General features: G+C 63.8%; 21 protein-coding genes (1 of these 21 running past the window's edge). 15 read left to right on the plus strand and 6 right to left on the minus strand.

What is annotated here, in order from left to right; translation table 11 throughout:
* The 3 genes in view from ACMDCR_RS28365 to ACMDCR_RS28375 are tightly spaced (at most 51 nt apart) and all read left to right on the plus strand, a layout consistent with a single transcriptional unit that may run on beyond the window.
* A protein-coding gene (locus ACMDCR_RS28365; RefSeq protein ID WP_413989814.1) for a M23 family metallopeptidase crosses the window boundary here: on the plus strand, positions 1-570 show its final stretch. The gene continues 1,368 nt to the left of window position 1, outside the view; only the last 570 of its 1,938 coding nucleotides appear in the window; its start codon lies off the left edge, out of view; its stop codon occupies positions 568-570.
* Positions 571-621: 51 nt separating this feature from the next.
* A complete protein-coding gene (locus tag ACMDCR_RS28370) occupies positions 622-1,914 on the plus strand; it encodes an ATP-binding protein (RefSeq protein ID WP_413989815.1) in 1,293 nt (430 codons plus the stop codon).
* On the plus strand, positions 1,904-2,437 hold the full coding sequence (locus tag ACMDCR_RS28375) for a response regulator transcription factor (RefSeq protein WP_413989816.1): 534 nt from the start codon (positions 1,904-1,906) through the stop codon (positions 2,435-2,437). Before ACMDCR_RS28370 ends, ACMDCR_RS28375 begins: the two co-directional genes overlap by 11 nt.
* Before the next feature lie 95 nt (positions 2,438-2,532).
* On the opposite strand, the gene ACMDCR_RS28380 is transcribed toward ACMDCR_RS28375, so the two are convergent.
* From ACMDCR_RS28380 to cyoA, 5 genes are read right to left on the minus strand one after another with little or no spacing between them, the layout of a single operon-like run.
* A complete protein-coding gene (locus tag ACMDCR_RS28380; protein WP_413989817.1) occupies positions 2,533-3,273 on the minus strand; it encodes an SURF1 family protein in 741 nt (246 codons plus the stop codon).
* A gap of 24 nt (positions 3,274-3,297) precedes the next feature.
* A complete protein-coding gene (gene cyoD / locus ACMDCR_RS28385; protein WP_413989818.1) occupies positions 3,298-3,660 on the minus strand; it encodes a cytochrome o ubiquinol oxidase subunit IV in 363 nt (120 codons plus the stop codon).
* Positions 3,657-4,280, minus strand: coding sequence for a cytochrome o ubiquinol oxidase subunit III (gene cyoC, locus ACMDCR_RS28390; protein ID WP_413993751.1), 624 nt, complete (start codon positions 4,278-4,280; stop codon positions 3,657-3,659). Before cyoC ends, cyoD begins: the two co-directional genes overlap by 4 nt.
* Positions 4,281-4,303: 23 nt before the next feature.
* Positions 4,304-6,310, minus strand: coding sequence for a cytochrome o ubiquinol oxidase subunit I (gene cyoB, locus ACMDCR_RS28395; RefSeq protein ID WP_413989819.1), 2,007 nt, complete (start codon positions 6,308-6,310; stop codon positions 4,304-4,306).
* Between the two features lie 29 nt (positions 6,311-6,339).
* Complete coding sequence (cyoA, locus tag ACMDCR_RS28400; RefSeq protein WP_413989820.1) at positions 6,340-7,563, minus strand: ubiquinol oxidase subunit II; 1,224 nt, start codon at positions 7,561-7,563, stop codon at positions 6,340-6,342.
* Between the two features lie 260 nt (positions 7,564-7,823).
* Between cyoA and ACMDCR_RS28405 the strand changes: the two genes are divergently transcribed.
* Together ACMDCR_RS28405 and ACMDCR_RS28410 are read left to right on the plus strand one after the other, a co-directional pair.
* Entirely contained in the window at positions 7,824-9,146 is a 1,323-nt protein-coding gene (locus ACMDCR_RS28405; RefSeq protein WP_413993752.1) for an MFS transporter, read from the plus strand.
* Between the two features lie 303 nt (positions 9,147-9,449).
* Positions 9,450-10,397 carry an IS110 family transposase gene (locus ACMDCR_RS28410; protein WP_413987661.1) on the plus strand — a complete coding sequence of 316 codons (948 nt, stop codon included), beginning with the start codon at positions 9,450-9,452 and terminating at the stop codon, positions 10,395-10,397.
* Positions 10,398-10,498: 101 nt separating this feature from the next.
* Here the strand turns inward: ACMDCR_RS28410 and clpB are convergent, their stop codons facing one another.
* Positions 10,499-13,099 (minus strand): ATP-dependent chaperone ClpB, encoded by a 2,601-nt coding sequence (gene clpB / locus ACMDCR_RS28415; RefSeq protein ID WP_413989821.1) that lies wholly within the window; start codon positions 13,097-13,099, stop codon positions 10,499-10,501.
* Between the two features lie 558 nt (positions 13,100-13,657).
* Between clpB and ACMDCR_RS28420 the strand changes: the two genes are divergently transcribed.
* From ACMDCR_RS28420 to ACMDCR_RS28465, 10 genes are all read left to right on the plus strand, one after another.
* Positions 13,658-14,797, plus strand: coding sequence for a transporter substrate-binding domain-containing protein (locus ACMDCR_RS28420; protein WP_413989822.1), 1,140 nt, complete (start codon positions 13,658-13,660; stop codon positions 14,795-14,797).
* Positions 14,794-15,378, plus strand: a complete 585-nt coding sequence (locus ACMDCR_RS28425; RefSeq protein ID WP_413989823.1) for an ANTAR domain-containing response regulator — start codon at positions 14,794-14,796, stop codon at positions 15,376-15,378. Before ACMDCR_RS28420 ends, ACMDCR_RS28425 begins: the two co-directional genes overlap by 4 nt.
* Positions 15,378-16,226 carry an ABC transporter permease gene (locus ACMDCR_RS28430; RefSeq protein ID WP_413989824.1) on the plus strand — a complete coding sequence of 283 codons (849 nt, stop codon included), beginning with the start codon at positions 15,378-15,380 and terminating at the stop codon, positions 16,224-16,226. The genes ACMDCR_RS28425 and ACMDCR_RS28430 overlap by 1 nt, the downstream gene beginning before the upstream one ends.
* Before the next feature lies 1 nt (position 16,227).
* Positions 16,228-17,148, plus strand: a complete 921-nt coding sequence (locus ACMDCR_RS28435) for an ABC transporter permease (protein ID WP_413989825.1) — start codon at positions 16,228-16,230, stop codon at positions 17,146-17,148.
* A 28-nt stretch (positions 17,149-17,176) separates the two neighbouring features.
* Positions 17,177-18,799, plus strand: a complete 1,623-nt coding sequence (locus tag ACMDCR_RS28440; RefSeq protein ID WP_413989826.1) for an ABC transporter substrate-binding protein — start codon at positions 17,177-17,179, stop codon at positions 18,797-18,799.
* A 402-nt stretch (positions 18,800-19,201) separates the two neighbouring features.
* Positions 19,202-20,146, plus strand: a complete 945-nt coding sequence (locus tag ACMDCR_RS28445) for an acetamidase/formamidase family protein (RefSeq protein ID WP_413989827.1) — start codon at positions 19,202-19,204, stop codon at positions 20,144-20,146.
* 29 nt (positions 20,147-20,175) lie between these two features.
* Positions 20,176-21,837, plus strand: a complete 1,662-nt coding sequence (locus tag ACMDCR_RS28450) for an ABC transporter ATP-binding protein (RefSeq protein ID WP_413993753.1) — start codon at positions 20,176-20,178, stop codon at positions 21,835-21,837.
* A gap of 313 nt (positions 21,838-22,150) precedes the next feature.
* A complete protein-coding gene (locus tag ACMDCR_RS28455) occupies positions 22,151-22,813 on the plus strand; it encodes a DUF3313 domain-containing protein (RefSeq protein WP_413989828.1) in 663 nt (220 codons plus the stop codon).
* A gap of 423 nt (positions 22,814-23,236) precedes the next feature.
* Positions 23,237-23,977: a response regulator gene (locus tag ACMDCR_RS28460; protein ID WP_413989829.1), complete on the plus strand. Its 741-nt coding sequence runs from the start codon at positions 23,237-23,239 to the stop codon at positions 23,975-23,977.
* Positions 23,977-25,347: an ATP-binding protein gene (locus tag ACMDCR_RS28465; RefSeq protein WP_413989830.1), complete on the plus strand. Its 1,371-nt coding sequence runs from the start codon at positions 23,977-23,979 to the stop codon at positions 25,345-25,347. The genes ACMDCR_RS28460 and ACMDCR_RS28465 overlap by 1 nt, the downstream gene beginning before the upstream one ends.
* Positions 25,348-25,429 lie beyond the last annotated feature (82 nt).

The following is a 25,429-nucleotide window of genomic DNA, read 5'->3' on the forward strand; positions in this document are numbered from 1 at the left end:
ATGGATGACGGCAAGGTCGACTACTACGACGAGGACGGCAAGTCGGCCCGCAAGTTCCTGACCCGCAAGCCGATCGACAGCGGCGAGATGCGCTCGACCTTCGGCATGCGGCGCCACCCGGTCCTCGGCTATTACAAGATGCATACGGGGGTGGACTGGGCCGACAAGATCGGCACGCCCATTCACGCCACCGGCAACGGCACCATCATCAAGGCCGGCTGGACCAACGGCTATGGCCGCCATATCGAGATCCAGCATGCCAATGGCTATGTGACCACCTATTCGCATATGAGCGGCTTCGCCAGCACATCGGTGGTGGGTGCCGAGGTCACCATGGGCGAGGTGATCGGCTATCTGGGCATGACGGGCCTGGCAACCGGCCCGCACATCCACTACGAGGTGAAGATCAACGGCAGCTTCGTCGACCCGATGCGCATCAAGCTGCCACAGGGCCGCGAACTCAACGGCGACCTCCTCACCTCCTTCAGGCAGGAACGCGACCGCATCGACGGCCTGATGAGCAAGGCGCCGGTGGCCGAGATCTCCAACGGCAACACCAACAAGAGCTGAGGCTGGGGGAGGCTCCTCGCGCCCTTGCCCGATCCGTGCCAGAACACGGCCATGAACTCCATCCAGGACACCACCAACAAGAAGAACCTCCACCTGCTCATCCAGCTGCGCTGGCTGGCGGTTATCGGGCAGGTCGTCACCATCCTCTTCGTCGATCTCGTGCTCGGCATCCCCCTGCCCCTCGTCGAGATGGCGGCGGTGATCGCCTTCCTGGTGGGGCTCAATGCCGTCAGCCTGTTACGGCGCCGCAACCAAGACGCGGTGAGCAATACCGAGCTCTTCCTCGAACTCCTGCTCGACGTCGCCGCCCTCACAGTGCAGCTCTATCTGAGCGGGGGCGCCTCCAACCCCTTCATCTATCTCTACCTCCTGCAGGTCATCATCGGCGCTGTGCTGCTGGAGACCTGGTCGATCTGGACGCTGCTCGCCATCACCAGCGCCTGCTTCATCGGATTGACCACCTACAACCAGCCCATCGCCCTGCCCCGGCAGGCCAGCAGCGACCTGACCAACCTCCAGACGCAGGGCCTGTTCATCTGCTTCGTGCTGGCGGCGATACTCCTCGTGTTCTTCGTCACCCGCATCGACCGCAACCTCAGGGCGCGCGATGCCCACCTCGCCAGCCTGCGTCAGCAATCGGCGGAGGAGGACCATATCGTGCGCATGGGCCTGCTCGCCTCCGGAGCCGCGCATGAGCTCGGCACCCCGCTCGCCACGCTCTCGGTGATCCTCGGCGACTGGCAGCGCATGCCCCTGTTCAAGGCCGACCGCGAGTTGACGCAGGAGCTGCAGGAAATGCGCAGCCAGCTCGACCGCTGCAAGGCGATCGTCACCGGCATCCTGATGTCCTCCGGCGAAATGCGCGGCGAGGGCACGCTGCGCACCAGCGTCAACCTATTCTTCGACGGGCTGGCTGAGGAGTGGCGCGCCCATCGCTCGCCCGCCTGGTTCGACTATGAAAACGTCTTCGGGGCGGACGCGCCGATCGTCTCTGATTCGGCCCTCAAGCAGATCGTCTTCAACCTGTTCGACAATGCGCTCGAAGCCTCCCCGGGCTGGGTCGGCGTCACGCTCGAGCGGCGCGACGACATGATCGCGCTGCAGGTCAGGGATGCAGGGCCGGGTTTTGCCAAGGAAGTGCTGGACCAATTCGGCAAACCCTATACTTCCAGCAAGAACCGGCCGGGCGGCGGCCTCGGTCTCTTCCTGGTGGTGAATGTGGTGCGCAAGCTCGGAGGCACGGTCACGGCAAGCAATGAAATCACCGGCGGGGCGCGGGTGGAGTTGACGCTGCCGCTCGCTTCCCTCTCCCCCGGCGAGGCGGGAGAGGCCGATGGAGCCTGAGCGCACGCTGCTGATCGTGGAGGACGACACCTCCTTCGCCCGTGCGCTGCGCCGTTCCTTCGAGCGTCGCGACTATGCGGTGCACCAGGCGGCAGGCCTGGAGGAGGTGCGCAGGCTCCTGGAGGAGCACTCGCCCGACCATGCGGTGGTGGATCTCAAGCTCACCGGCGGCTCGGGCCTCGAATGCGTCAAGGCCCTGCATCTGCACGATCCCGGCATGAAGATCGTGGTCCTCACCGGCTTTGCCTCGATCGCCACCGCCGTGGAGGCGATCAAGCTCGGCGCCTGTCATTATCTCGCCAAGCCATCCAACACCGACGACATCGAGGCCGCCTTCCAGCGCAGCAACGGCGACGCCAGCGTGCCGACCGGCGATGCGCCAACGTCCATCAAGAACCTGGAATGGGAGCGCATCCACGAAACGCTGGTGGATACGCAATTCAACATCTCCGAGACAGCGCGCCGGCTCGGCATGCACCGAAGGACGCTGGCACGAAAGCTGGAGAAGCGTCGGCTGCGGTAGGCTTCAGAGGGGAATCGCGGACTTCCAGCTACCACTCGGAACCATCGCACGCTCCACAAAGCAAGATGCAGGCTGGAAGCCTGCGATCCCAGGGGTTACCGCCGCCTCACTTTTCGCTGGTCCCGGATCAGCAACACCAGTCCCGCCACCGCCATGATTGCCAGGGCGAACCAGGTCAGCGCATAGACGAAATGGTTGTTGGGCAGGTCCACCACCGTCAGCCCGCCGACCGGCACGGCATTCGGGGCGCCCTTGTCGGCGTCGATGAAATAGGGGGCGACGTCCTTGAGGCCGCGCTTCTGGGCGATGGCGTCGACATCGCGCGAGTACCAGCGGTCGTCGGGAGGATCGTTGCTGTGCAGGAAGCCGCCTTCCGGCTCGCTGATGCGCAGCAGGCCGGTGACCTCGGCAGGCCCGAACGCGTTGCCCACCGTGCCGCGCTGGCCCGGCGAGACGAAGCCGCGATTGACCAGCACCACGAAGCCCTTGCTGGTCTTGAGCGGCGAGAGCACCCAATAGCCGCCGCCCAGGGCCGTCGTCGCCTGCGTGAAGGTCGGAGGCACGTCGAGGAAGGAACCGGTGGCCTCGACATGCCGGTAGGCGTCCTTGTCGGCGCCGATTCCCGACCAGTCTTCCGGTCCCGGGGCCTGCGCCGGGGCGGCATGGATGCGGGTGTCGATCTGGTCGATCAGGCCAAGCTTCCAGGTGCGCCGCTCGACCTGCCAGAGGCCGAGCCCGGCCAGCACGATGACGGCAAAGACCAGCGCCACCACCAGGCCGGTGAAGGCGGCCGCCGAACGGGGGGACCGGTCCTCGCCTTCACCTTCCCTGGTCATCGCGGCGGTCTCATCGCGGCGGTCTCACGGCATCTGGCTCATGTCATGCACGGAGACGGGCATCATGTTGTTGACCAGGTGGTACATCACCCAGATCGAGCCTGTCAGCGTGATCACCACCAGCACCACGGTAAAGATCAGGGCCATGAGGTTCCAGCCGCCTTCTGACTTGGCGTCCATGTGCAGGAAGTAGATCATGTGCACGATGATCTGGATTACCGCCAGGGCGATGACGATCAGCGAAGTGGCAAGGTTCGACAGCACCCCGCTCATCACCAGGTAGAAGGGGACGGTGGTCAGCACAACCGACATGAGGAAGCCGGTGATGTAGCTTTTGCGGGTGCCGTGCGAGGGCGCGAGGTCGTCGTGGTGGGCGTCGGCGCTCATCGCAGGATCCCCATCAGATAGACAAAGGTGAAGACGCCGATCCAGATGATGTCCAGGAAGTGCCAGAACAGGCTGAGGCACATCAGGCGGCGGCGGTTGGCGGCGGTGAGGCCATAGCGGGCGACCTGCACCATCAGCGTGAACATCCAGAGCAGGCCCGTGCTGACATGCAGCCCGTGCGTGGAAACCAGCGTGTAGAAGGCCGAGAGGAAGCCGCTGCGCTGGGGCGTGGCGCCGTCCATGATGAGGTGGTGGAACTCATAGAGCTCGATGCCCACGAACGCCATGCCGAACAACGCGGTGATGGCGAGCCAGCCCTGCGTGGCGCCGACGCGGTTATCCATCATCGACAGCATGGCGAAGCCATAGGTGATCGAGGAGAGCAGCAGCATCGAGGTGTTGAGCGCCACCAGCGGCAGCTCGAACACGTCCCTCGGCGAGGGGCCGGCAGCGTAGTTGCCGCCGAGCACGCCGAAGGTGGCGAACAGGATCGCGAAGATGAGGCAGTCGCTCATCAGGTAGATCCAGAAGCCGAGCATCGTGCTCGACCCCTCGGGATGGTCGTGCTCGTCAGCGAGGTAGAAGACCGGGGCGTCGCTTTTGGCCTCGGTGTCCGGCATGAGGATGCTAGTCTGCGACATGATCATTCTCCCGCCGCGAGAAGGCGCGTGCGCGCATTTTCGGTGGCGATCACCTGTTCGGCGGGGATGTGGAAGTTGCGGTTGTAGTTGAAGGTATGGCCGATTGCCACCACCACCGCGGCCACGAAGCACACGATGGCGAGCCACCAGACATACCAGATCATGCCGACGGCAAAACCGGCGGAGAACAGTGCCAGGATGGCTCCGGCGCCGGTGTTCTTGGGCATATGGATCGGCTTGAAGCCTTCCAGTGGACGCTGGTAGCCGCGGCTTTTCATGTCGGCCCAGGTGTCGAGCTCATGCACCACCGGCGTGAAGGCGAAGTTGTATACGGGCGGTGGCGAGGAGGTCGACCATTCCAGCGTGCGGCCGTCCCAGGGATCGCCCGTCTTGTCGCGCAGCTCCTCGCGCTTCTTGAAGCTGACGTAGAACTGCATGAGCATCGCGGCGATGCCGACGGCGATCAGCAGCGCACCGAAGGCGGCGATGACGAACCAGATCTGCAGCGAGGGATCGTCGAAGTGGCGCAGGCGCCGGGTCACGCCCATCAGGCCGAGAATATAGAGCGGCGTGAAGGCGACCCAGAAGCCGACCACCCAGAACCAGAAGGAGATCAGGCCCCAGAAGCGGTCGAGCTTGAAGCCGAAGGCCTTGGGGAACCAGTAGTTCACGCCGGCGAACATGCCGAACAGCACGCCGCCGATGATCACATTGTGGAAATGGGCGATCAGGAACAGGGAGTTGTGCAGCACGAAGTCGGCCGGCGGTACCGCCAGCATCACGCCCGTCATGCCACCGATCACGAAGGTGAGCATGAAGGCCACCGTCCACATCATCGGCAGTTCGAAGCGGATGCGGCCGCGATACATGGTGAACAGCCAGTTGAAGATCTTCGCACCCGTCGGGATGGAGATCACCATGGTGGTGATGCCGAAGAAGGAGTTGACGCTGGCGCCCGAACCCATGGTGAAGAAGTGATGCAGCCACACCAGGTAGGACAGGATGGTGATCACCACCGTGGCGTAGACCATCGAGGTATAGCCGAACAGGCGCTTGCCGCAGAAGGTCGAGGTGACTTCGGAAAACACGCCGAAGGCCGGCAGGATGAGAATGTAGACCTCCGGATGGCCCCAGATCCAGATGAGGTTCACATACATCATCGGATTGCCGCCGAGGTCGTTGGTGAAGAAGTTCGTGCCGAGATAGCGGTCGAGCGACAGCAAGGCGAGCACGGCGGTCAGCACCGGAAAGGCAGCGACGATCAGCACGTTGGTGCACAGCGCGGTCCAGGTGAAGACTGGCATCTTCATCATGGTCATTCCGGGCGCGCGCATCTTGACGATGGTGGCGATCAGATTGACGCCCGAGAGGAGCGTACCAATGCCGGCCACCTGCAGCGCCCAGATGTAGTAGTCGACCCCGACATCCGGACTGTAGGCGATGCCCGACAGCGGCGGATAGGCGAGCCAGCCGGTCTTGGCGAATTCGCCGACGAACAGCGACATCATGACGATGACGGCGCCGGCTGTCGTCATCCACAGGGAGAAGTTGTTGAGGAAGGGGAAGGCGACGTCGCGCGCGCCGATCTGCAACGGCACTACGAAGTTCATGAGGCCGGTGACGAAGGGCATCGCCACGAAGAAGATCATGATCACGCCATGGGCGGTGAAGATCTGGTCGTAGTGATGGGCCGGCAGGTAGCCCTGCGAGTCGCCGAAGGAAATCGCCTGCTGGCCACGCATCATGATGGCGTCGGAAAAGCCGCGCAGCAGCATCACGGTGGCCAGGATGAGGTACATGATGCCGATGCGCTTGTGGTCGATGCTGGTGACCCACTCGCGCCAGAGGTAGCCCCAGAGGCGGAAATAGGTGATGGCGCTGAGCAGCGCGATGCCGCCGGCCGCCACCACGAGGAAGGTGCCGACCAGGATCGGCTCATGGTAGGGGATGCTTTCGAGGGTGAACCGGCCAAAAATGGGGCTCACTGCAACCGTGTCAGTGGAGGACATGACGAGGACCGATCGATATCAGGTTGCAACTAGCCGCGCTGAGCAGGGAACTGCTCGGCTGGCAGGCGGAAGGCTTGCGGACGGGACAGAACCGGAGACATCTTGCGCAGCGCCGGGACGGACTGCTTCCAGGTGTCGAGCTCGCCGGGCCTGGGCACGCCGCAATAATCGGCGACGTAATAAGGGGCGGGACCGAACACCGAGCCGCGGCGGGCATATTTGTCATAGACCAGCGGACGGACATTGTTGACGCTCTCCATGCCGAGACCGCCCTTGGCGTCCACGCTCATCATCTTGTCCAGGCACATCTTGCCGGGCTCGACGCACAGGTTGAGGATGGCGTGGTAGAGGTCCCCGTCGACGGAATTGTAGTAGCGCACCGGCTCGTTCTCGCTGGGCTTCTCCAACACCTGGTAGCTGGCGCGGTCGAGCGTGGTTCCCGAACTCTTCGCCTTCTGGATCCATTGATCGAAGCCGGCCTGGTCGACGCCGTGGAACTTGAAGTGCATGCCGGAGAAACCGGCGCCGCTGTAATTGGCGGAGATGCCCTCATACTCGCCAGGCTGGTTGATGACGGCATGCAGCTTGGTCTCCATGCCCGGCATGGAATAGATCTGGCCCGCCAGCGCCGGGATATAGAAGGAGTTCATCACCGCCGAGGAGGTGATCTTGAAGCTGATCGGCCGGTCGACCGGCGCCGCCATCTCGTTGACGGTGGCGATGCCGTATTGCGGGTAGATGAACAGCCACTTCCAGTCGAGCGAGACGACCTGCACCTCGAGCGGCTGCGCATCCGCGGCCACCGGCTTGCCCGTGCTCACCTGCTCCAGCGGGCGGTAGGGGTCGAGCAGATGGGTGCCCGTCCAGGTGATGGCGCCGATCACGATGATGATCAGCAGCGGGACAGCCCAGATCACCAGTTCGAGCTGGGTGGAGTGATCCCAGTCCGGTTCGTAGCGTGCCGAGGTATTGGACTGGCGATAGCGCCAGGCGAAGAGGATGGTGAGCGCCATCACCGGGATGATGATGACCAGCATGAGCGCGGTCGAATAGAGCAGGAGATCGCGCTGCCTGGCCGCGACGTCTCCCGAAGGGGAGAGGACGACGGCATTGCAGCCGGTCAGGAGCCCCAGCAGGGGCAGCGCCAACAGGCTGTGCCAGGGCTTGGATCGGGTTCCGATGGCATCGTTGCGTCCGAAAACCGGCTTCCATTTTTCGGCACGATGCTGGTGGGCATGGGATGGCTGTCTCATGTCGTGCCGATACGCCTCCGGTTCCGGGATGCACATTGGACATTTTGTCCAATGACAATATCATCACAAAGACGGCAAAAGGTACCCCTAAGAGCTTGGCGCCGAAAAGTGGGTATCTGGTTTCGGCGCAAAAGATATGACACCAAAGCCCTGTAGCATCGGTCCGAATAAAGAAATCGGGCTCGGCGCCATCGGGCCCACTCTCCCGTCCCCTCCGACGGGGGCCGTGATATAAAGGCTCAGGAGCAAGCCGAGCGATGATGAGCACGACGAGCACGACACATTCCGGCCCGCCTGCCTCGCGGCATCACACGATCGCCCCGGGCGAAATCGCCATCGGCGTGATCATCGGCCGCACCTCGGAATATTTCGACTTCTTCGTCTATGCCATCGCTTCGGTGCTGGTGTTTCCCAAGCTTGCCTTTCCGAACCATGATCCGCTGGCCGGCACGCTCTGGTCCTTCGCCATCTTCGCCCTCGCCTTCATCGCCCGCCCCATCGGCCTGGCCCTGTTCACCCTGTTCGACCGGCGCTATGGCCGCGAGATCAAGCTGACCATCGCACTCTTCCTGCTCGGCAGTTCCACGGTCTCGATCGCCCTCCTGCCCGACTACGCCACCGTCGGCGCCTGGTCGGGCACGCTGCTCTGCATCCTGCGCTTCGGCCAGGGCATTGCGCTCGGCGGCACCTGGGACGGCCTGCCCTCCCTGCTCAGCCTCAACGCACCGGTCGGCCAGCGCGGCTGGTATGCGATGATCCCGCAGCTTGGCGCGCCGCTCGGACTGATCGTCGCCAGCGGCCTGTTCGCCTTCTTCTACACAACGCTCAGCCCGGCCGATTTCCTCGACTGGGGCTGGCGCTACCCCTTCTTCGTGGCGCTGGCCATCAACGTGGTGGCCCTGTTCTCGCGCCTTCGCATCGTCGCCACGCCCGAATATGCCGAGTTGTTCAAGACCCAGGAACTGCAGCCCACCCCGATCATGGAGACCATGAAGGAGCAGGGCCGCAACATCATCGTCGGGGCCTTCGCTCCGCTGGCGAGCTTCGCCCTCTTCCACATGGTGACGGTGTTTCCGCTGGCCTGGGTGGTGCTGGAGACCAACGAGAGCCCGGCGCAGTTCCTGTTCATCGAGATCGTCAGTGCCCTGTTCGGCGTCGTCGCAATCGCGGCCTCCGGCCCGATCGCCGATCGCTTCGGCCGGCGCAACCTGATCGCCGTCTGCGCCATGGGCATTGCAGTCTATAGCGGCTATGCGCCGCAATTGCTGAATGCCGGCCACACCGGCGAGATCGCCTACATGATCGCCGGCTTCGTCCTGCTGGGCCTCACCTTCGGCCAGGTTTCCGGCGCGGTGAATTCGGCCTTCCCGATCCAGTACCGCTACACCGGCGCGGCGATGACCTCCGACCTCGCGTGGCTGTTCGGCGCCGGCTTCGCCCCCTTCGTGGCGCTGGGTATCGCATCCCTGTTCGGCCTGGCGGCTTCGGGGGCGTACCTCCTGTCCGGCGCGGTGTGCACGCTGATCGCCCTGTGGGTGAACCTGGAAGGCATCCGGCTGGGCACGCCGGGAGCGCGGGATTAGCCGCGAGCGCCGACGTCCCGTCCCTGGGATCGCAGGCATCCTTGCCTGCTCTTGGAAGCGCTGCGTTTGCTGGAGAGGAAGATGCAGGCAGGGATGCCTGCGATTGTCTATTTCAATCCCATCGTGCAAGCCTAGCTTTTGGATGCCTCCAGCTCGGTGGCCGCCGAGCTGGAGGCGGGAGGGGACGGGTCGTGCCTGCGATAATCGAAGGACTGACTTAGGAGTCTGACCACCCCTCTCTTTTCCATGAGGCCTGAACGGATACCGGCATTGCTCCGGAGACAAGCAGAGGACTTGGAAAAGATGACGAGCAGCCTAGCACACAATGTCGGCACCGACATCGGCAAGGATCATTTGGATGTGGCTGTCCACCCGGCAGGCCTCATCAAGCGCTTTGCCAACACCCAGGCGGGCCATCGCGCCCTGCTTGCCTGGCTTTCTTCCTGGACTGTCGAGCGTGTGGTGTTCGAAGCAACGGGGGCCTATCATCGCGCCTTCGAACGCGCGCTCAACCAGGCCGGCCTGCCGGCCGTCAAGCTCAACCCGCGCCAGGCCCGACGCTTTGCCGAAGGTATTGGCAGGCTGGCCAAGACCGATCGCATCGATGCCATGACCCTGGCCCGCTATGGCCAGGCCGTCCAGCCCGAGCCGACCCTCATCGTCAGCCAGGCCCTTGAGGAGATGAAGCAATTGGCCGCGGCGCGGGACGCCCTGATGAAGATCAAAGTGGCAACCCAGACCCGCCAGCAAACCGCCGAACTCCCCCTGATCAAGCGCCAACTCGCCAAGACACTGGCTCTGACCCAAGCGCAGATAAACGCCATCGACGAGGAGATCGCCAGGCGGGCCGACAAGGATCCCGCCTTCAAGCGCAGAGCCGAAATCCTCGATTCCATCCCCGCCGTGGCACCCATCACAGCTCACGCCATGCTCATCCACATGCCTGAACTGGGCACCCTGTCTCCCCCTCAAGCCGCAAGCCTGGCCGGCCTCGCCCCTGTCCCACGCGACAGCGGCAGCAAAAATGGCAAGCGCTTCATTCGCGGGGGAAGAGCCCTTCTGCGACGAGCCCTCTATATGCCCATGGTCGCCGCTATCCGATGGAACCCCGACCTCGCCGCTAAATACCAGGCCATGGTCGCCGCCGGAAAACCCAAAAAAATCGCCATCGTCGCCATCATGCGCAAGCTCATCATCCTCGCTAACGCCCTCTTGCGAGATAATCGGATTTGGACGCCTAAAGCTGCTTGACCGAATACGGATACTCCCAGGAAAAAGGCGGGCCTGTTCGGACCCGCCTTTCCTTTATTCCCAGTGGTCCAAGAGGCGGACTGGAAGTCCGCGCTCCCAGGTTACGCCGCCGCGGCGTTGACCGCGCGGCCGCCTATGATCAGCCCCGAACCCGTCGCGCTGACCGGGATGTGGCTGCCATCCCTGACCTTGCCGGAGAGGATCATCTCGGCGAGCGGGTCCTGCACCAGCTTCTGGATCGTCCGCTTCAGCGGACGCGCGCCATAAGCCGGATCGTATCCCTTGTCGGCCAGGTAATTCCTTGCCGCATCGTCGAGCTCCAGCGTGATCTTGCGCTCGTCCAGCAGCTTTTGCAGCCGGGCCATCTGGATGTCGACGATCGCGCCCATCTGCGCCTTCTTCAGGCGGTGGAACAGGATGATCTCGTCGACACGGTTGAGAAATTCCGGCCGGAAGTGCGAGCGCACCACCGACATGACTTCCTCGCGCACGGCTGAGGAATCCTCGCCCTCCTTCTGGTTGACCAGATATTCGGCGCCCAGATTCGAGGTCATGATGATCAGCGTGTTGCGGAAGTCGACCGTACGCCCCTGCCCGTCCGTCAGTCGCCCGTCGTCGAGCACCTGCAGGAGGACGTTGAAGACATCCGGATGCGCCTTCTCTATCTCGTCGAACAGCACGACCTGGTAGGGCCGGCGCCGCACGGCTTCGGTGAGGGCACCGCCCTCGTCATAGCCCACATAGCCCGGAGGCGCGCCGATGAGCCTGCTCACCGAGTGCTTCTCCATATATTCGGACATGTCGAGCCGCACCATCGCCGTATCGTCGTCGAACATGAAGGCGGCGAGCGCCTTGGTCAGCTCCGTCTTGCCCACGCCCGTGGGGCCGAGGAAGATGAAGGAGCCGATCGGCCGGTTGGGATCCTGCAGGCCGGCGCGGGCACGCCGAACCGCGGTAGAGACAGCCTGCACGGCCTCGCCCTGGCCGACCACGCGGGCGCCCAGCACGTCTTCCATGCGCAGGAGCTTGTCCTTCTCGCCCTCCAGCATCTTGTCGACGGGCACACCCGTCCAGCGCGAGACGACCTGCGCCACATGGTCCGCCGTCACGGCCTCCTCGACCATGCTGACCTTGCCCTCGCTTGCCTCGGTCTCGGCCAGATCCTTTTCGAGCTTCGGGATCACGGCATAGGTCAACTCGCCGGCACGCTGATACTCGCCGCGGCGCTGGGCGTCCGCGAGCTCGTTCTTGGCCTTGTCGAGCTGGCCCTTGAGATCGGCGGCGCGGCCGAGCTTGTCCTTCTCGCTTCTCCAGCGCTGGGTAAGCTCGGACGAGCGCTCCTCGAGATCGGCCAGCTCCTTTTCGAGCCGGGTGAGCCGGTCCTTGGAGGCGTCGTCGTTCTCGCGCTTCAGCGCTTCTTGCTCGATCTTGAGCTGGACGATGCGCCGGTCGAGCTCGTCGAGCTCCTCGGGCTTGGAATCCACCTGCATGCGCAGGCGCGCGCCCGCCTCGTCGACGAGGTCGATGGCCTTGTCGGGCAGGAAGCGGTCGGTGATGTAGCGGTTCGACAGCGTGGCGGCAGCCACGATGGCGCTGTCCGTCACCCGCACCTTGTGATGCTGCTCATACTTCTCCTTGAGGCCGCGAAGGATCGAGATGGTGTCCTCCACCGTCGGCTCCTCGACGAAGACGGGCTGGAAGCGCCGCGCCAGCGCTGCGTCCTTTTCGACATGCTTGCGATACTCGTCGAGCGTGGTGGCGCCGACGCAATGCAGCTCGCCGCGCGCCAGCGCAGGCTTGAGCAGGTTTGAGGCGTCCATGGCGCCCTCGCCCTTGCCCGCACCGACCAGCGTGTGCATCTCGTCGATGAAGAGGATGATCTGGCCTTCGGCCGACATCACCTCGTTGAGCACGGATTTCAGCCGCTCCTCGAACTCGCCGCGATATTTCGCGCCGGCGATGAGCGCGCCCATGTCGAGGGCGAGCAGGGACTTGTCCTTGAGGGACTCCGGCACGTCGCCATTGACGATGCGCAGCGACAAGCCCTCGACGATCGCCGTCTTGCCGACGCCGGGCTCGCCGATCAGCACCGGATTGTTCTTGGTGCGGCGGGAGAGCACCTGGATGGTGCGGCGGATTTCCTCGTCGCGGCCGATCACCGGGTCGAGCTTGCCCTCGCGCGCGGCCGCAGTGAGGTCGCGGGCATATTTCTTGAGGGCATCATAGGCGTTCTCCGCCGTGGCGCTGTCGGCAGTACGCCCCTTGCGCAGGGCTTCGATGGCCTTGTTGAGGTTCTGCGGCGTCGCGCCGGCATTGGCCAGCGCCTTGCCAGCCTCCGAATCCTTCTCGATGGCAAGCGCCAGCAGCAGCCGCTCGACCGTGACGAAACTGTCGGAAGCCTTGTCGGCCGCCTTCTCGGCGGCTTCAAAGACACGGGCGAGTTGCGGCGTCAGATAGACCTGGCCGGCGCCGGCGCCGTGCACCTTCGGCAATTTCTTGATGGCGGCCTCAACGGCCATGAGCGCCTGGCGCGAATTGCCGCCGGCCCGGTCGATCAGACCGGCCGCGAGCCCTTCCGGGTCGTCGAGCAGCACCTTGAGGAGGTGCTCCGGGGCGAATTGCTGATGGCCTTCGCGCAGCGCAAGAGACTGCGCCGACTGCACAAAACCACGCGCCCGTTCCGTGTAGCGTTCGAAATTCATGGGTTCTTCCTTCCTGCACGCCCAGGGACCCGTAGCATCGCCCAAGCGCCATATGATTTGCGAGCCCCGAAGGCGCCCGCTGACGAAAATGTGGTGAGAGTTGGGTACGGCGCAAGGGGAGGCTGGGAGAGATTTAGAGGGAAGATATGGAAGGGGATCAAAGGGTGCCCCCGCCTCCCAGGGCTCTGAACTCGGGTGAACAAGAGTCGAGGGCTGACCGGCTCGTCATTCCGGCTGGAGCGAAGCGGAACGCCGGAATGACGTTCCCCACCTCTATTGGCCTGAGTTCGGAGCGCCGATGCACCTCCCGCGCGAAGTCGCGGACGTGAGCCGACCATGTCGGCTCACGGTTCGAATTCGTCCCTTGACCGGCGCGCTTTCGCTCTCCAAGCACCACGATAAAGCTATTGACAGACCCCGATCTGCTCGTGTTTTAATCGTGCCCAAGCGGCAGGCATTGCCACCGCCACATCGGCCAAAGGGCCATCGGGCAGTTTCGCCCCACGTCATCTCATGCCATCATGGGATCGCGTGGGGCTTTTTATTTTTTGAGGCTGCATGCGCGCCGTCCGGATTGGCATTCTCTATTCGACAAAGGGCCCCTACGCTGCCCTCGGACGCGACTGCCGCGATGGCGCCGAGCTTGCCATCGAAGACCTCAAGGCCGAGATTCCCGCTGCCGCCATCGAGCCGGTCTTCGGTGATCCCGTAGGCGAAGCCGGGCTTTATCTCGATCAGGCTCGTTCGATGCTGCGCGACCAGGGTTGCCGCCACATCGTCGGCACCATTACCTCGCTGTCGCGCAAGGACGTCATCCCGCTCATCGAAAAGCATGACGGCCTGCTCTGGTACATGTGCCCCTATGAGGGTTTCGAGGCCAATGAGAACGTGATCTACACGGGTGCCTGCCCCAACCAGCACCTGCTGCCGCTCTTCGATCACCTGCTGCCCCGCTATGGCTTGCGGGCCTATCTGGCCGGCGCCAACTATGTCTGGGGCTGGGAGATGAACCGCCTCGCCCGTGAACTGATCATGCAGGCGGGCGGCGAGGTGCTGGGCGAACGCTATTTGCCGTTCGAGGAGACCAATGTCGACCGCCTGATTGCCGATATCGAGCTGCGCCGGCCCGATTTCATCCTCAACAACCTGATCGGCCCGGCAAGTTATGCCTTCCTGGCCGCGATGCGCGCCCTCGCCGACCGCGATCCGCATTTCGAGCCCAGCCATTGTCCTGTCGTGAGCTGCGATCTCACCGAATGCGAACTCGGTGAGATCGCCGGCGGCGCGGCGGTCGGCCAGCTCTCGGCGGCTTCCTACTTCGACAGTCTGGCAACCCCGTACAACCTCGCCTTCAAGCGCCGGGTCGCCGCCCGTTTTGGCGAGAGCCGGCTGGTGTCGAGCTTTTTCGCCGGCGCCTATACCGCAACCCGCCTCTGCGTCGAGACGATCCTGAAGGCCGGCAATGACGATCCGGCCCTGGTACGGCAGACTTTGCATGCCGGTCCTGTCGATACCGTGCTGGGGCCGTTGTCCATCGATCCGCAGACCAACCACGCCGCCCTGCCCTTCCATCTTGGCCGCATCAACCAAGAGGGCGGCTTCGACATTTTGGCCTCGAGGCCCGCCATCGCCGCCGATCCCTATCTGGTGGGCGGCCGCGCCCCCCGCACCTCCCTGCATCTGAGGGTCGTGCGATGAAGGGAACACCGAGCTTCAGAGGGCGGAACGCGCTGGTGCTGCACCGGGTCGATGAGGGCATCGAGCGGCTGATGCGTCAGCTCGAACGGCTTGGCCTCACGGCGACGACGCGGTGGGAAGTCCTCGATCTTTCTAGGGCTAGGCCGGATGTCGTCTTCGTGGACGCCGACCAGGGCTGGAACGGCCTGCTGCCCTGGGCCGCCGGCGAGGCGCCGATGCCCTTGATCGCGCTCCTGGGGTCCGAGGCACCAGGCCGCATCGCCTGGGCGATGGATCACGGCGCGGGAGCCATCATCTCCAAGCCTATCACTGCCTCCGCGGTCTATCCGGCCCTGGTCATGGCCGAGCACATGCACGCCCAGCATCTCGCGACCGCCAGGCGCATGGCGGACCTGGAAGAACGCATGCGCCTCCGGCCCCTCGTCCATAGTGCCGTGCAGGCCATCATGACGGCGCGGGCGATCGACGAAAGCGCCGCCTATACGCTGCTCCGGAGCTGCGCGATGCGCCGCCGGCTGACGATCGAGCACGTGGCCGCCGAGATCCTCACCGGGCTCCAGCCAATGCCGGAGGCCGGCTGATGCGAGTGCTCTCCGAACTCGTGCGCCACCCGGCCGCGTTGATCGGGCTCATCATCGTCGGCCTCGTGGTGCTTGGCGCGGTCTTCGCACCCTGGCTGGCGCCGTTCTCGCCCGATGTGCAATTGCCCGACGGCGCCACCGACGACGGCATGCCCCTGCCGCCCGGCGCGCGCTTCCTGCTGGGCACCGATCCCCTTGGCCGGGACCTCCTGTCCCGCCTTCTGTTCGGCGCCCGCACCTCGCTGGTCATCGGTCTCGTCGCCAATGGCATCGCGGTCGGGATCGGCCTAATCGTCGGCATCAGCGCCGGCTATCTCAGGGGCTTTTTCGGCAATCTCCTGATGCGCTTCACCGACCTGATGATGGCTTTTCCCGCACTCTTGCTCGCGATCGCGCTGGCTGCCCTGCTCAAGCCGAGCCTGTGGATCGTGGTGATGGTGATCGCCATGGTGAACTGGGTGCAGGTCGCCCGCATCGTCTATACCGAGACACGCGGCCTGGTGGAGCGCGATTTCATCACCGCGGAGAGATCGCTTGGCGCCGGGCATGGCCGCATCCTCATCCTGCACATCATGCCGCATCTCGTCCCGACAGCCGTGGTATGGGGCACGCTCGGCATCGCCACCACCGTGCTGCTGGAGGCGACGCTGAGCTTCCTGGGCATCGGCGTGCAGCCGCCGCAAGCCTCGTGGGGCAATATCATCAACGACAACCAGAGCTACTTCCAGACCTCGCCCTGGCTGGTCTTCATTCCCGGCGCGATCATCCTGGCGACCGCCCTTTCCTTCAACCTGATCGGGGACGCGCTCCGCGACATCCTCGATCCGACCCAGCGCGGGAGGGGCTGACATGGTGCTTTTTCTGGGCCAGCGCCTGCTGCAGTCGATCCTGATCCTGCTGGGTGTCGCCGCCATCACCTTCCTGCTGCTCTACTGCCTGCCGGCCGATCCGGCGGTGCTGATCGCGGGACGCAGCGCCACGCCGCAGATGGTGGCCGCCATCCGGCACGAACTCGGCCTCGACCAGCCGCTGATCATGCAGTTCTGGCATTACCTCGAAGGGCTGGCGCAAGGCGATCTTGGCCGGTCCTACACGCAAAAGACCGAGGTGATGCCCCTGATCCTGGCTCGCCTGCCCGCAACGCTGGTCCTGATGGCCGCCGGCATTCTCGTCGAGGTCGCGCTTGGCTTGACCTTCGGTATCATCGCAGCCGTCCGTCGCAACGGCTTCGTCGACCGTGCAGTGATGATGCTGTCCTTCGTCGGCGTATCCTCGCCCCAATTTGTAGTGGCTTTGCTGCTCCTCTTCGTCTTCGCCGCCAAGCTTGGCTGGTTTCCGATGTCGGGCTTCGGCAGCTTTGCCCATGTCGTGCTGCCGGCCACGACTCTCGGCGTCCTGGGCGCCGGCTGGTATGCCCGCATGGTGCGCTCGGCGATGATCGAGGTGCTGCGCCAGGATTATGTCCGCACCGCCCGCGCCAAGGGGGTTTCGGCCTGGCGGGTGGTGATGCGCCATGCCCTGCCCAATGCTCTTTTGCCCATCATCGCCATGATCGGCATCGATATCGGCCAGTTCATGGGCGGGGTCGTGGTGGTCGAGTCGGTCTATGGCTGGCCCGGCATTGGCCAGCTCGCCTGGCAGGCCATCCAGACCCTCGATGTGCCCATCATCATGGGTGTCACCCTGGTTTCGGCGCTCGCCATCGTGCTCGGCAATCTCTTCGCCGATTTCGTCGCTCCCTTCATCGACCCGCGCATCCGCGCGCAATAGCAAGACGGCCAGACTGAGGAGAATATTGATGTTGAAGCAGTTTTTGAAATGTACGGCCCTCGCCGCGGTGCTCGCAGCCGCGCCGTTGATGGCCCATGCGGCAGATACGCCGGCGATGGGCGGCAATATCACCGTGACCTTCAAGGATGATATCGCCACGCTCGATCCGGCCATCGGCTATGACTGGCAGAACTGGTCGATGATCAACGGCCTGTTCTCGCGCCTGGTCGACTACAAGGCCGGCACCACGGAACTCGGCCCGTCGCTGGCCGATTCCTATGATGTTTCGGCGGATGGCAAGAGCTACACCTTCAAGATCCATCCCGGGGTTAAGTTCACCAATGGCCGCGAAATCACGGCAGCCGACGTGAAATATTCGATCGAACGCGCCGTCAATCCCAAGACGCAGGGCCCGGGCGCCGGCTTCTTCCACTCCATCGTCGGCGCCGACAAGATGACCGCCGGCACCAGCCAGACCATGGACGGCATCGTGGTGGTGGACGATCACACCGTGCGCTTCGATCTCGTTCAGCCGGACGCCACGTTCCTGAACGTGCTGGCGCTTAACTTCGCCTCGGTCGTGCCGAAGGAGGCCGTCGACGCCGCCAATGGCGATTTCGGCAAGAAGCCCGTCGGCTCCGGCGCCTTCATCCTGAAGGACTGGACGGTGGGCCAGCATCTGGTCTTTGCCCGCAACCCGGATTATTTCGTCAAGGGCCGCCCCTACATCGACGGCTTTACGGTGGAAGTCGGCCAGGAGCCGCTTGTCGCGCTGCTGCGCCTGCAGAAGGGCGAGGTCGATATTGCCGGTGATGGCATTCCTCCGGCCAAATATCTGGAAATGAAGAATTCGCCCGATTTTGCGGGCATGATCGTCGACCGCGACCAGCTGGAGACCAGCTACGTAACCCTGAACACGCAGGTCAAGCCGCTCGACAATCCCAAGGTGCGCCAGGCCCTCAACATGGCCATCAACAAGGAGCGCATCGTGCGTATCATCAATGGCCGCGCCACCCCCGCCAATCAGGTGCTGCCGCCGCTGATGCCGGGCTACGACAAGGATTACAAGGGCTACCCCTACGACGTCGCCAAGGCCAAGGCGCTCCTGGCCGAGGCCGGCCTTCCCGACGGCTTCTCCACCGAGATCTATACGTCCAACACGGACCCGCAGCCGCGCATCACCGCGGCGATCCAGCAGGATCTTGCCGCCATCGGCGTCAAGGCCGAGATCAAGGCACTGGCCAATCCCAATGTGATCGCCGCTGGCGGCACGCAGGGCCAGGCCGCGATGGCGTGGTCGGGGGGTCTGGGCTGGATCGCCGACTTCCCGGATCCCTCCGACTTCTATGGCCCGATCCTGGCTTGCGGCAGCGCGGTCCAGGGCGGCTGGAACTGGTCCTGGTACTGCAACAAGGACATCGAGCCCCGCGCGGCGGCAGCCGACGCCATGCCGGTACCGTCCAAGGCCGCGGAGCGGGCCGACGTCTGGAAGCAGATCTTCACCGATATCCAGACCAAGGACGCGCCCTGGATCCCCGTGTTCAACGAGCGCCGTGTGGTGGCCAAATCGAAGCGCATGGGCGGCCCGGACGAGGTCTATATCGATCCGACCCGGGTGATCGATTACGACGGCATTTCGGTAAAGCCATAGACTTCTCGAGCCCTCTTCACCGGATGTCGGAGGGGCGTTGTGGATACTGGCGCTCGGAGCTCTACTCGGGCTCTAGAGCGTGGTGCCTTTAAGTTCGATTGCTTTGGCTGTCATCCCCGGCGAGCGAAGCGAGGGAAGGGGATCCAGGGGCTCGTAGGGCCCAGACCTCGGCCCCTGGATCCCCTTCCCTCGCAGTCACAAGCAAAAGCTTGTGACGTGCTCGCCGGGGATGACAGCCTCTCCTGCCTCGTTTGCGATCGAGTCTAAGGCCACTATGCTCTGGCGCCATATCCGCCTATGCCCCTCCCGATCGCAGGGCGCCGAGCCTTCTTCCCCACTTCGTGAAGGAGGGCTGGCGGCGCCTCACATTCAAGAAAACTGCCAGGCAGGAAAGGCCGCAACATGTGCGTGGCATGTGACTACACCATTCACCGCAAGGATCATCATCTCGGCTGGAATCGCGACTTCGCGCCGGTTCTGCGTGCCGAACCCGGTTCGACCATTCATTTCGAGTGCCTCGACTCCTCCGGGGGCCAGTTCGATGCCGGTTCCACCGCGCGAGATGTCACGACCCTGGATTTCTCGCGAGTCAATCCCGTGACCGGTCCTGTCTTTGTCGAGGGCGCCGAACCCGGTGACGTGCTCAAGGTGTCGATCCGGCATTTTGCGCCTTCGGGCCTGGGCTGGACGGCGAATATTCCAGGCTTCGGGCTGCTGGCCGACCAGTTCACCGACCCGGCCATCCACATCTGGAAATATGAGCCTTCAACGTTGGCCCCCTCCCTGTTCGGCCCCGGAGGCAAGGTGCCCCTGAAACCCTTCGCCGGCACCGTGGGTGTCGCCATGGCGGAACCCGGCCTGCATTCGATCGTGCCCCCCCGCCGCGTCGGCGGCAATCTCGACATCCGCGACCTCACGGCCGGCGTGACGCTTTATCTGCCGATCGAGGTACCCGGCGCCCTGTTCTCGATCGGCGACACCCATGCGGCGCAAGGCGACGGCGAAGTCTGCGGCACCGCCATCGAAAGCCAGATGGATGTCGAGGTCACGCTCGATCTCATCAAGGACACCAAACTCGCCTCTCCCCGCTTCACCACGCCCGGACCGGTGACGCATCATCTCGATGCCGCCGGTTATGAAGTCACGACGGGCGTCGGGCCCGACCTGATGACGGGCGCGCGAGAGAGCCTGATGCGCATGATCGACCTGCTCACGGCCGAGCACGGGCTTTCGCCCGTGGACGCCTATATGCTCTGCTCCGTCTGCGGGGACCTCAGGATCAGCGAGATCGTGGATATGCCCAATTGGGTTGTTAGTTTCTACTTCCCGCGGATCGTATTTGCATGACCGCTCTGCTGGCGGACCAACCCGTGGCGATGAACGACAGGCCGATCCTGGCCATCGAGAACCTGTGCGTCGATGCCCTGACGCCCGAGGGCGCACGGCGCGTCATCAACGATGTCAGCCTGAGCGTCGCGCCCGGCGAGACCCTGTGCATCGCGGGTGAATCCGGCTCGGGCAAGTCGGTGACGGCGCTCTCCACCATGCGTCTTCTGCCGGCGACTTCCCTGCGCATCGCCTCAGGCACCATCCGCCTGGATGGACGCGATCTCGCCCGGCTTTCCGAGCGGGCCATGCGCGACGTGCGCGGTGGCGAGATTGCCATGATCTTCCAGGAGCCCATGACCTCGCTAAATCCGGTGATGAGCATCGGCGCCCAGCTTTACGAGGCTATCCGCCAGCACCAGGCGGCGGAAGGCGACAGCGTGCGCGCCCGCGCGATGGCCATGCTGGATGTCGTGCACATATCCGAGCCGGCGCGGCGCCTGCAGCAATATCCCCATGAGCTTTCCGGTGGCATGCGCCAGCGCGTGATGATCGCCATGGCCCTCTCCTGCCGGCCCAAGCTCCTGCTCGCCGATGAGCCGACCACGGCACTCGATGTCACCGTGCAGGCGCAGATCCTTACCCTCATGCGCGAACTCAAGCGCGAATTCGGGACAGCGATCATCCTGATCACCCATGACATGGGTGTGGTGGCGCAGATGGCCGACCGGGTGGCGGTGATGCAGCATGGCAGGCTGGTGGAAAGCGGGCCGGTGCAGGCGATCTTCCGCAACCCGCGCCAGCCCTACACCCAGGAATTGCTTGCCGCCGTGCCCAGGCTCGGCGCCCTGGCCGGCACTGTAGCGCCACCGCGTATCACCAGCACGCCACCGGTCGAAAGGCCCGCCGGTGCCGGGCCGATCCTGTTCGTGCGCGACCTCGAAGTCAGCTATGGCAAGCCGTCCGGCCTGTTCCGGCGCGCCGTGGGGCAGGCGGCGGCCGTGAAGGATGTGAGCTTCGAGATCCAACCGGGCCAGACCTTGGGCCTGGTCGGCGAAAGCGGCTCGGGCAAGTCGACCACGGGCAAGGCCGTGCTCGGCCTGGTGCCCTTTTCAGGCGAGGTGAGCATCGATGGCGACCCCATCCAGGGTCTCGGCGCCGGGGCGATGCGCCCGGTGCGCCGCAAGGCCCAGATGATCTTCCAGGACCCCTATGCTTCGCTCGATCCGCGCATGACGGTGGGCGCCGCGATTGCCGAGCCGATGGCGATCCACGGCCTTGCCTCGCCGGCCGAACGCAAGGACGAGGTCGCGGATCTGCTGCGCCGCGTCGGCCTGTCGCCCGATCTTGCCACGCGCTATCCTCATGAATTTTCCGGCGGCCAGCGCCAGCGCATTTGCATTGCCCGCGCATTGTCACTGCGGCCGGGCCTGATCGTCGCGGATGAAAGCGTGGCGGCCCTCGATGTCTCGGTACGTGGACGCGTGCTCGACCTGATGCTGGAGCTGCAGGAGACCCTGGGCCTGGCCTATCTGTTCATCTCGCACGACATGGCCGTGGTGGAGCGGATGAGCCACCATGTCGCGGTGATGCGCCATGGCAGAATCGTCGAAGCCGGTCCGCGCAACGCCATCTTCACCAGCCCCCGCGAAGACTATACCCGCGACCTGATCGCGGCGGTGCCGATCCCCGATCCCGCGGCCTATCGTTAGAGCGTTTTACTCTGGGAGGCAGGTTGCCACTTGCGGGGTGGGCTATGGCCTGAAGCAGCCCCCAGGCAGACGCAAACGGAGAGCGGGCTTTTTTGGGGCGTCAGGAAGTTTGCCGTCGATCGGCCTCCGACCCCGCCAGCAACATTTCTAAACAACTCTAAATTTACAGCAACAGCCGAGCCACTATCGAAGCTCCAGTGTTTCTGCAGAACTGCGCACCCCCCAAATCAGCGCCGTTAAGCCGCCGATTCGACTGCCGTCGATTTGGTTCTACCTCATTCGCGCACTTCCTATGTTTGAACAGGAGTTTGAAATGCACACATTCACGCGGGCGAGTCGTCTGGCGGTCCTGGCGTTCCTTCCCACCTTGGCTGGATGCGCAGGCGTGACACCGGTTTCCTATTCGGGAGTCGCGTCGTCATCCTATCTGGCACCGAACCCCTCCGACACATCCGGCCACATACCTTATCGCTACGCCTCAACGGTAGCCTGGCGCGCCTATGACAAGGTCATCGTTGAACCGGTCGTAGTCTATCGGGGCCCGGATCAGCAATTCGGCGACATGGTTGAAGAGGATAAGCTATCGCTCGCCCGCTATATGCAGACGCGTTTCACCGAGAAGCTGCTCAGCCGCTTCACGCTGGCGACTCGTCCCGCACCCAACACATTGCGGATCAGGTTGACCCTGACGGGGGCAGTGACCACCACGCCGGTCATCAGCACCCTGTCGCGGTTTGACATGGCCGGTGCTGTCTATAACGGGGTGCAGACCGCCCGTGATCGTGAGGGATTGCTCACCGGCTCGGTCATCTACACCGTCGAGATCTTCGATGCGCCTACCTCACGCCTGCTCACCGCGTTCGTCAGCAAGCAGTATCCGAGCGCGTACAACATTGGAGCGAGTATCGGAAAGCTGGCGGCAGCGCAGACCGGGATCGACAAGGGTGCGGATGCACTGATGGCACAATTGAGGTGACACCGATCCCGGACGGAGCAGCACGGCACTCCGAGGGACGTGCCCAGACGCCACCTCAAGCAAAGGCCGGCAATATAAGTCGGCTGCATCGCCGCTGTCTGCGGACGCCAGAGCTGCAGGCTTGTGCGCCGATCGGAGGGCGCCTCCTGCGGCGGGCGCAGCGGCGGGCGACGATCGATCCCCGTTGCCGAATGGCGCAGATCTCAACGCGCTCGCGGCCACAATATCCTCGCCACTCGATGATCCTAATGGCAAGAAACATCATTCCAATCGCGATCGTCTTCAGCCTTCTTGCCCTGATCGTCTGGATGAATGTCCATGCTCCATGACGGATTGCCGCCATCGGCTCGATCTTACCCGACAGATGGCGATGACGGGGGTCCTGTGTCATCTTCCGAGTCCGTCGACGACAGGCCTATACCTATGACCGACTTCGCCCACATCAGAGCGCATTCGCCTAGAGCGCGAATACTCCTGGTCGAGGATGACCGCGAAATCGCGGGAATGCTCAGGGATAGCTTGTCCGAGCATGGTTTCGATGCCGTGGTCGCCCAGTCCGGGCTCGAGATGGACAAGGTGTTACGCAAGCAAGATTTCGATCTCGTGATACTGGATGTGATGCTTCCCGGCGAGAATGGTTTCGCCATCTGCCGGCGGCTCCGGCTCGAAACGCAGATGCCCATCATTATGCTGACCGCGATGGGCGGCGACACGGACCGGATTATCGGTCTCGAATTTGGAGCCGATGACTATGTCACCAAGCCCTTCAATTCTCGCGAACTGATCGCACGGATTCGGGGTCTCCTCAGGCGGGCCGCCTACGCGACACCCAGCGTGCCACGCCCCGAAATACTGACCTTCGCCGGTTGGCAGATCAATCCCGTCACCCGCCAGCTCACCGATCCGGATGGTGTCCATATATCGATGACCACGGCCGAGTTCGATCTGTTGCTGGCGTTCTGCGAGAATCCGGGCCGTGTTCTCTCGCGTGAGCAGCTTCTGAGCCTTACCCATGCGGGTCTTGCCGGCCCCGTGGAGCGCAGCGTCGACGTTCACATCAGCCGCGTCCGGCAGAAGATCGAGCCCGAGCCGAAAGAACCGGTGATGATCAAAACTGTCAGACTGGGCGGATACCTCTTCACGCCAACGGTCGAGCGCATCTGATGTCCTTGCTGGACCGGTTCAGGTCGGGTTCGGTGCGCGAGCCCATTATCGCCTTGGCCGTGGCGCCGGTTCTCCTGGTGGTTATCTTCGCCGGCATCACCGAACTGATGGGCGGCACTCGGCACGTCATCAGCACTGCCGACGTGTTGGCGGTGAATATCGAAATGGCTGTGAAGGCCATCCGTGCCGCGGACAGTCCCGCGCAGGCTGAGGACATTGTGCGTGCGCTGAACAAAGCCGGCTTGCAGGTGAGGGAGATGACGCGACAAGAGGTCGACCGCGACACGCAAGCGCTGACCTCAGACGGCGATATCCGAAATCTTGTCGCGAAACGCCTGCCGAACCTGCCTGATGTCCAGCTTCGCCATATCGCCTCCCCGGATGCGGCGCAGGACCTCGTGGTTGTCGGGCTCGACGATACACGAACATTGGCATTCACTCTTCGACCCGACGCCAGAGCGCTGGATCTGCGGGTGCTGATGCCCGTGGTGCTCTGGAGTGTCGTGGCGATCGCCCCGGTCGTTATCTTGCTGACGATCTATGCCGGCTTCATGATTACGGCGCCGTTGATGCGGTTCGCCGCCGCCGCCCAGTCTCTTGCCCCGGATGACGGCCCCGAAAGACCCTTCAGCGAGAAGGGTGCGCGCGAGATCAGCGTGCTGGCACGCGCGCTGAACGACATGCGCAGCCGGATCCATACCATGATCAATGATCGAACACGGATGCTGCGAGCCATCAGCCACGACCTGCGCACACCGCTGACACGGCTCCGGCTCCGCGCGGAGCGGTCGTCGCAACCCGAGCTGCGAGATGGCATGCTGAGCGACATCTCCCGCATCAACGACATGATCGAGGAGACCCTGACATATCTGCGCAAGGACGTTGCGACCGAACGTTTGCTGCGCGCCGATCTTCCGAGCTTGCTGGAGACGGTTTGCGCCGACTTTTCGAACGCCGGCTTCTCCGTCTCTTATCGAGGACCGACGCGCCTGACCTACTTCTGCAAGCCGCACGGGGTTTACCGCGCCGTGGCGAACCTCGTCGACAACGGCACCAAATTCGCGACCGATGTGGTTGTCAGCCTGGAGACCATGGAGGGCGGCGCGTTGCAGATCGATGTCAGCGACGATGGCCCCGGCCTGCCGGATGAGCTCAAGGCAAGGGTGCTGGAACCCTTTTTCAAAGGCGACTCCGCCAGGGCGACCGACGGCGACGCCGGATTTGGACTGGGCCTTTCAATCGTCCACGATATTGTCCGCGATCATAACGGTCGGCTGTCCTTCGTTGACCGTAGCCCTCATGGCTTGACAGTCCGTCTCCTGCTGCCTGCTCAAGCCGACGCCGCGCCTCAATCCCCGCGTTCGATTTGATCCATCTTCTTCACAGACGACGACACAAATTGAACTGACGCTGGCACTCGCTCAACATCCAGGCACCATGCAGGCATGGCGG

Origin of the sequence: Labrys okinawensis (assembly GCF_047345005.1) — a bacterium.
Taxonomy (GTDB): Bacteria; Pseudomonadota; Alphaproteobacteria; order Rhizobiales; family Labraceae; genus Labrys; species Labrys okinawensis.

Excerpts from the sequence above, each read along its gene's own strand:
- ACMDCR_RS28370 (WP_413989815.1), top strand. The coding sequence starts at position 622 with ATGAACTCCATCCAGGACACCACCAACAAGAAGAACCTCCACCTGCTC.
- ACMDCR_RS28375 (WP_413989816.1), top strand. The coding sequence starts at position 1,904 with ATGGAGCCTGAGCGCACGCTGCTGATCGTGGAGGACGACACCTCCTTC.
- ACMDCR_RS28380 (WP_413989817.1), bottom strand. The coding sequence starts at position 3,273 with ATGACCAGGGAAGGTGAAGGCGAGGACCGGTCCCCCCGTTCGGCGGCC.
- cyoD (WP_413989818.1), bottom strand. The coding sequence starts at position 3,660 with ATGAGCGCCGACGCCCACCACGACGACCTCGCGCCCTCGCACGGCACC.
- cyoC (WP_413993751.1), bottom strand. The coding sequence starts at position 4,280 with ATGCCGGACACCGAGGCCAAAAGCGACGCCCCGGTCTTCTACCTCGCT.
- cyoB (WP_413989819.1), bottom strand. The coding sequence starts at position 6,310 with ATGTCCTCCACTGACACGGTTGCAGTGAGCCCCATTTTTGGCCGGTTC.
- cyoA (WP_413989820.1), bottom strand. The coding sequence starts at position 7,563 with ATGAGACAGCCATCCCATGCCCACCAGCATCGTGCCGAAAAATGGAAG.
- ACMDCR_RS28405 (WP_413993752.1), top strand. The coding sequence starts at position 7,824 with ATGAGCACGACGAGCACGACACATTCCGGCCCGCCTGCCTCGCGGCAT.
- ACMDCR_RS28410 (WP_413987661.1), top strand. The coding sequence starts at position 9,450 with ATGACGAGCAGCCTAGCACACAATGTCGGCACCGACATCGGCAAGGAT.
- clpB (WP_413989821.1), bottom strand. The coding sequence starts at position 13,099 with ATGAATTTCGAACGCTACACGGAACGGGCGCGTGGTTTTGTGCAGTCG.
- ACMDCR_RS28420 (WP_413989822.1), top strand. The coding sequence starts at position 13,658 with ATGCGCGCCGTCCGGATTGGCATTCTCTATTCGACAAAGGGCCCCTAC.
- ACMDCR_RS28425 (WP_413989823.1), top strand. The coding sequence starts at position 14,794 with ATGAAGGGAACACCGAGCTTCAGAGGGCGGAACGCGCTGGTGCTGCAC.
- ACMDCR_RS28430 (WP_413989824.1), top strand. The coding sequence starts at position 15,378 with ATGCGAGTGCTCTCCGAACTCGTGCGCCACCCGGCCGCGTTGATCGGG.
- ACMDCR_RS28435 (WP_413989825.1), top strand. The coding sequence starts at position 16,228 with ATGGTGCTTTTTCTGGGCCAGCGCCTGCTGCAGTCGATCCTGATCCTG.
- ACMDCR_RS28440 (WP_413989826.1), top strand. The coding sequence starts at position 17,177 with ATGTTGAAGCAGTTTTTGAAATGTACGGCCCTCGCCGCGGTGCTCGCA.
- ACMDCR_RS28445 (WP_413989827.1), top strand. The coding sequence starts at position 19,202 with ATGTGCGTGGCATGTGACTACACCATTCACCGCAAGGATCATCATCTC.
- ACMDCR_RS28450 (WP_413993753.1), top strand. The coding sequence starts at position 20,176 with ATGAACGACAGGCCGATCCTGGCCATCGAGAACCTGTGCGTCGATGCC.
- ACMDCR_RS28455 (WP_413989828.1), top strand. The coding sequence starts at position 22,151 with ATGCACACATTCACGCGGGCGAGTCGTCTGGCGGTCCTGGCGTTCCTT.
- ACMDCR_RS28460 (WP_413989829.1), top strand. The coding sequence starts at position 23,237 with ATGACCGACTTCGCCCACATCAGAGCGCATTCGCCTAGAGCGCGAATA.
- ACMDCR_RS28465 (WP_413989830.1), top strand. The coding sequence starts at position 23,977 with ATGTCCTTGCTGGACCGGTTCAGGTCGGGTTCGGTGCGCGAGCCCATT.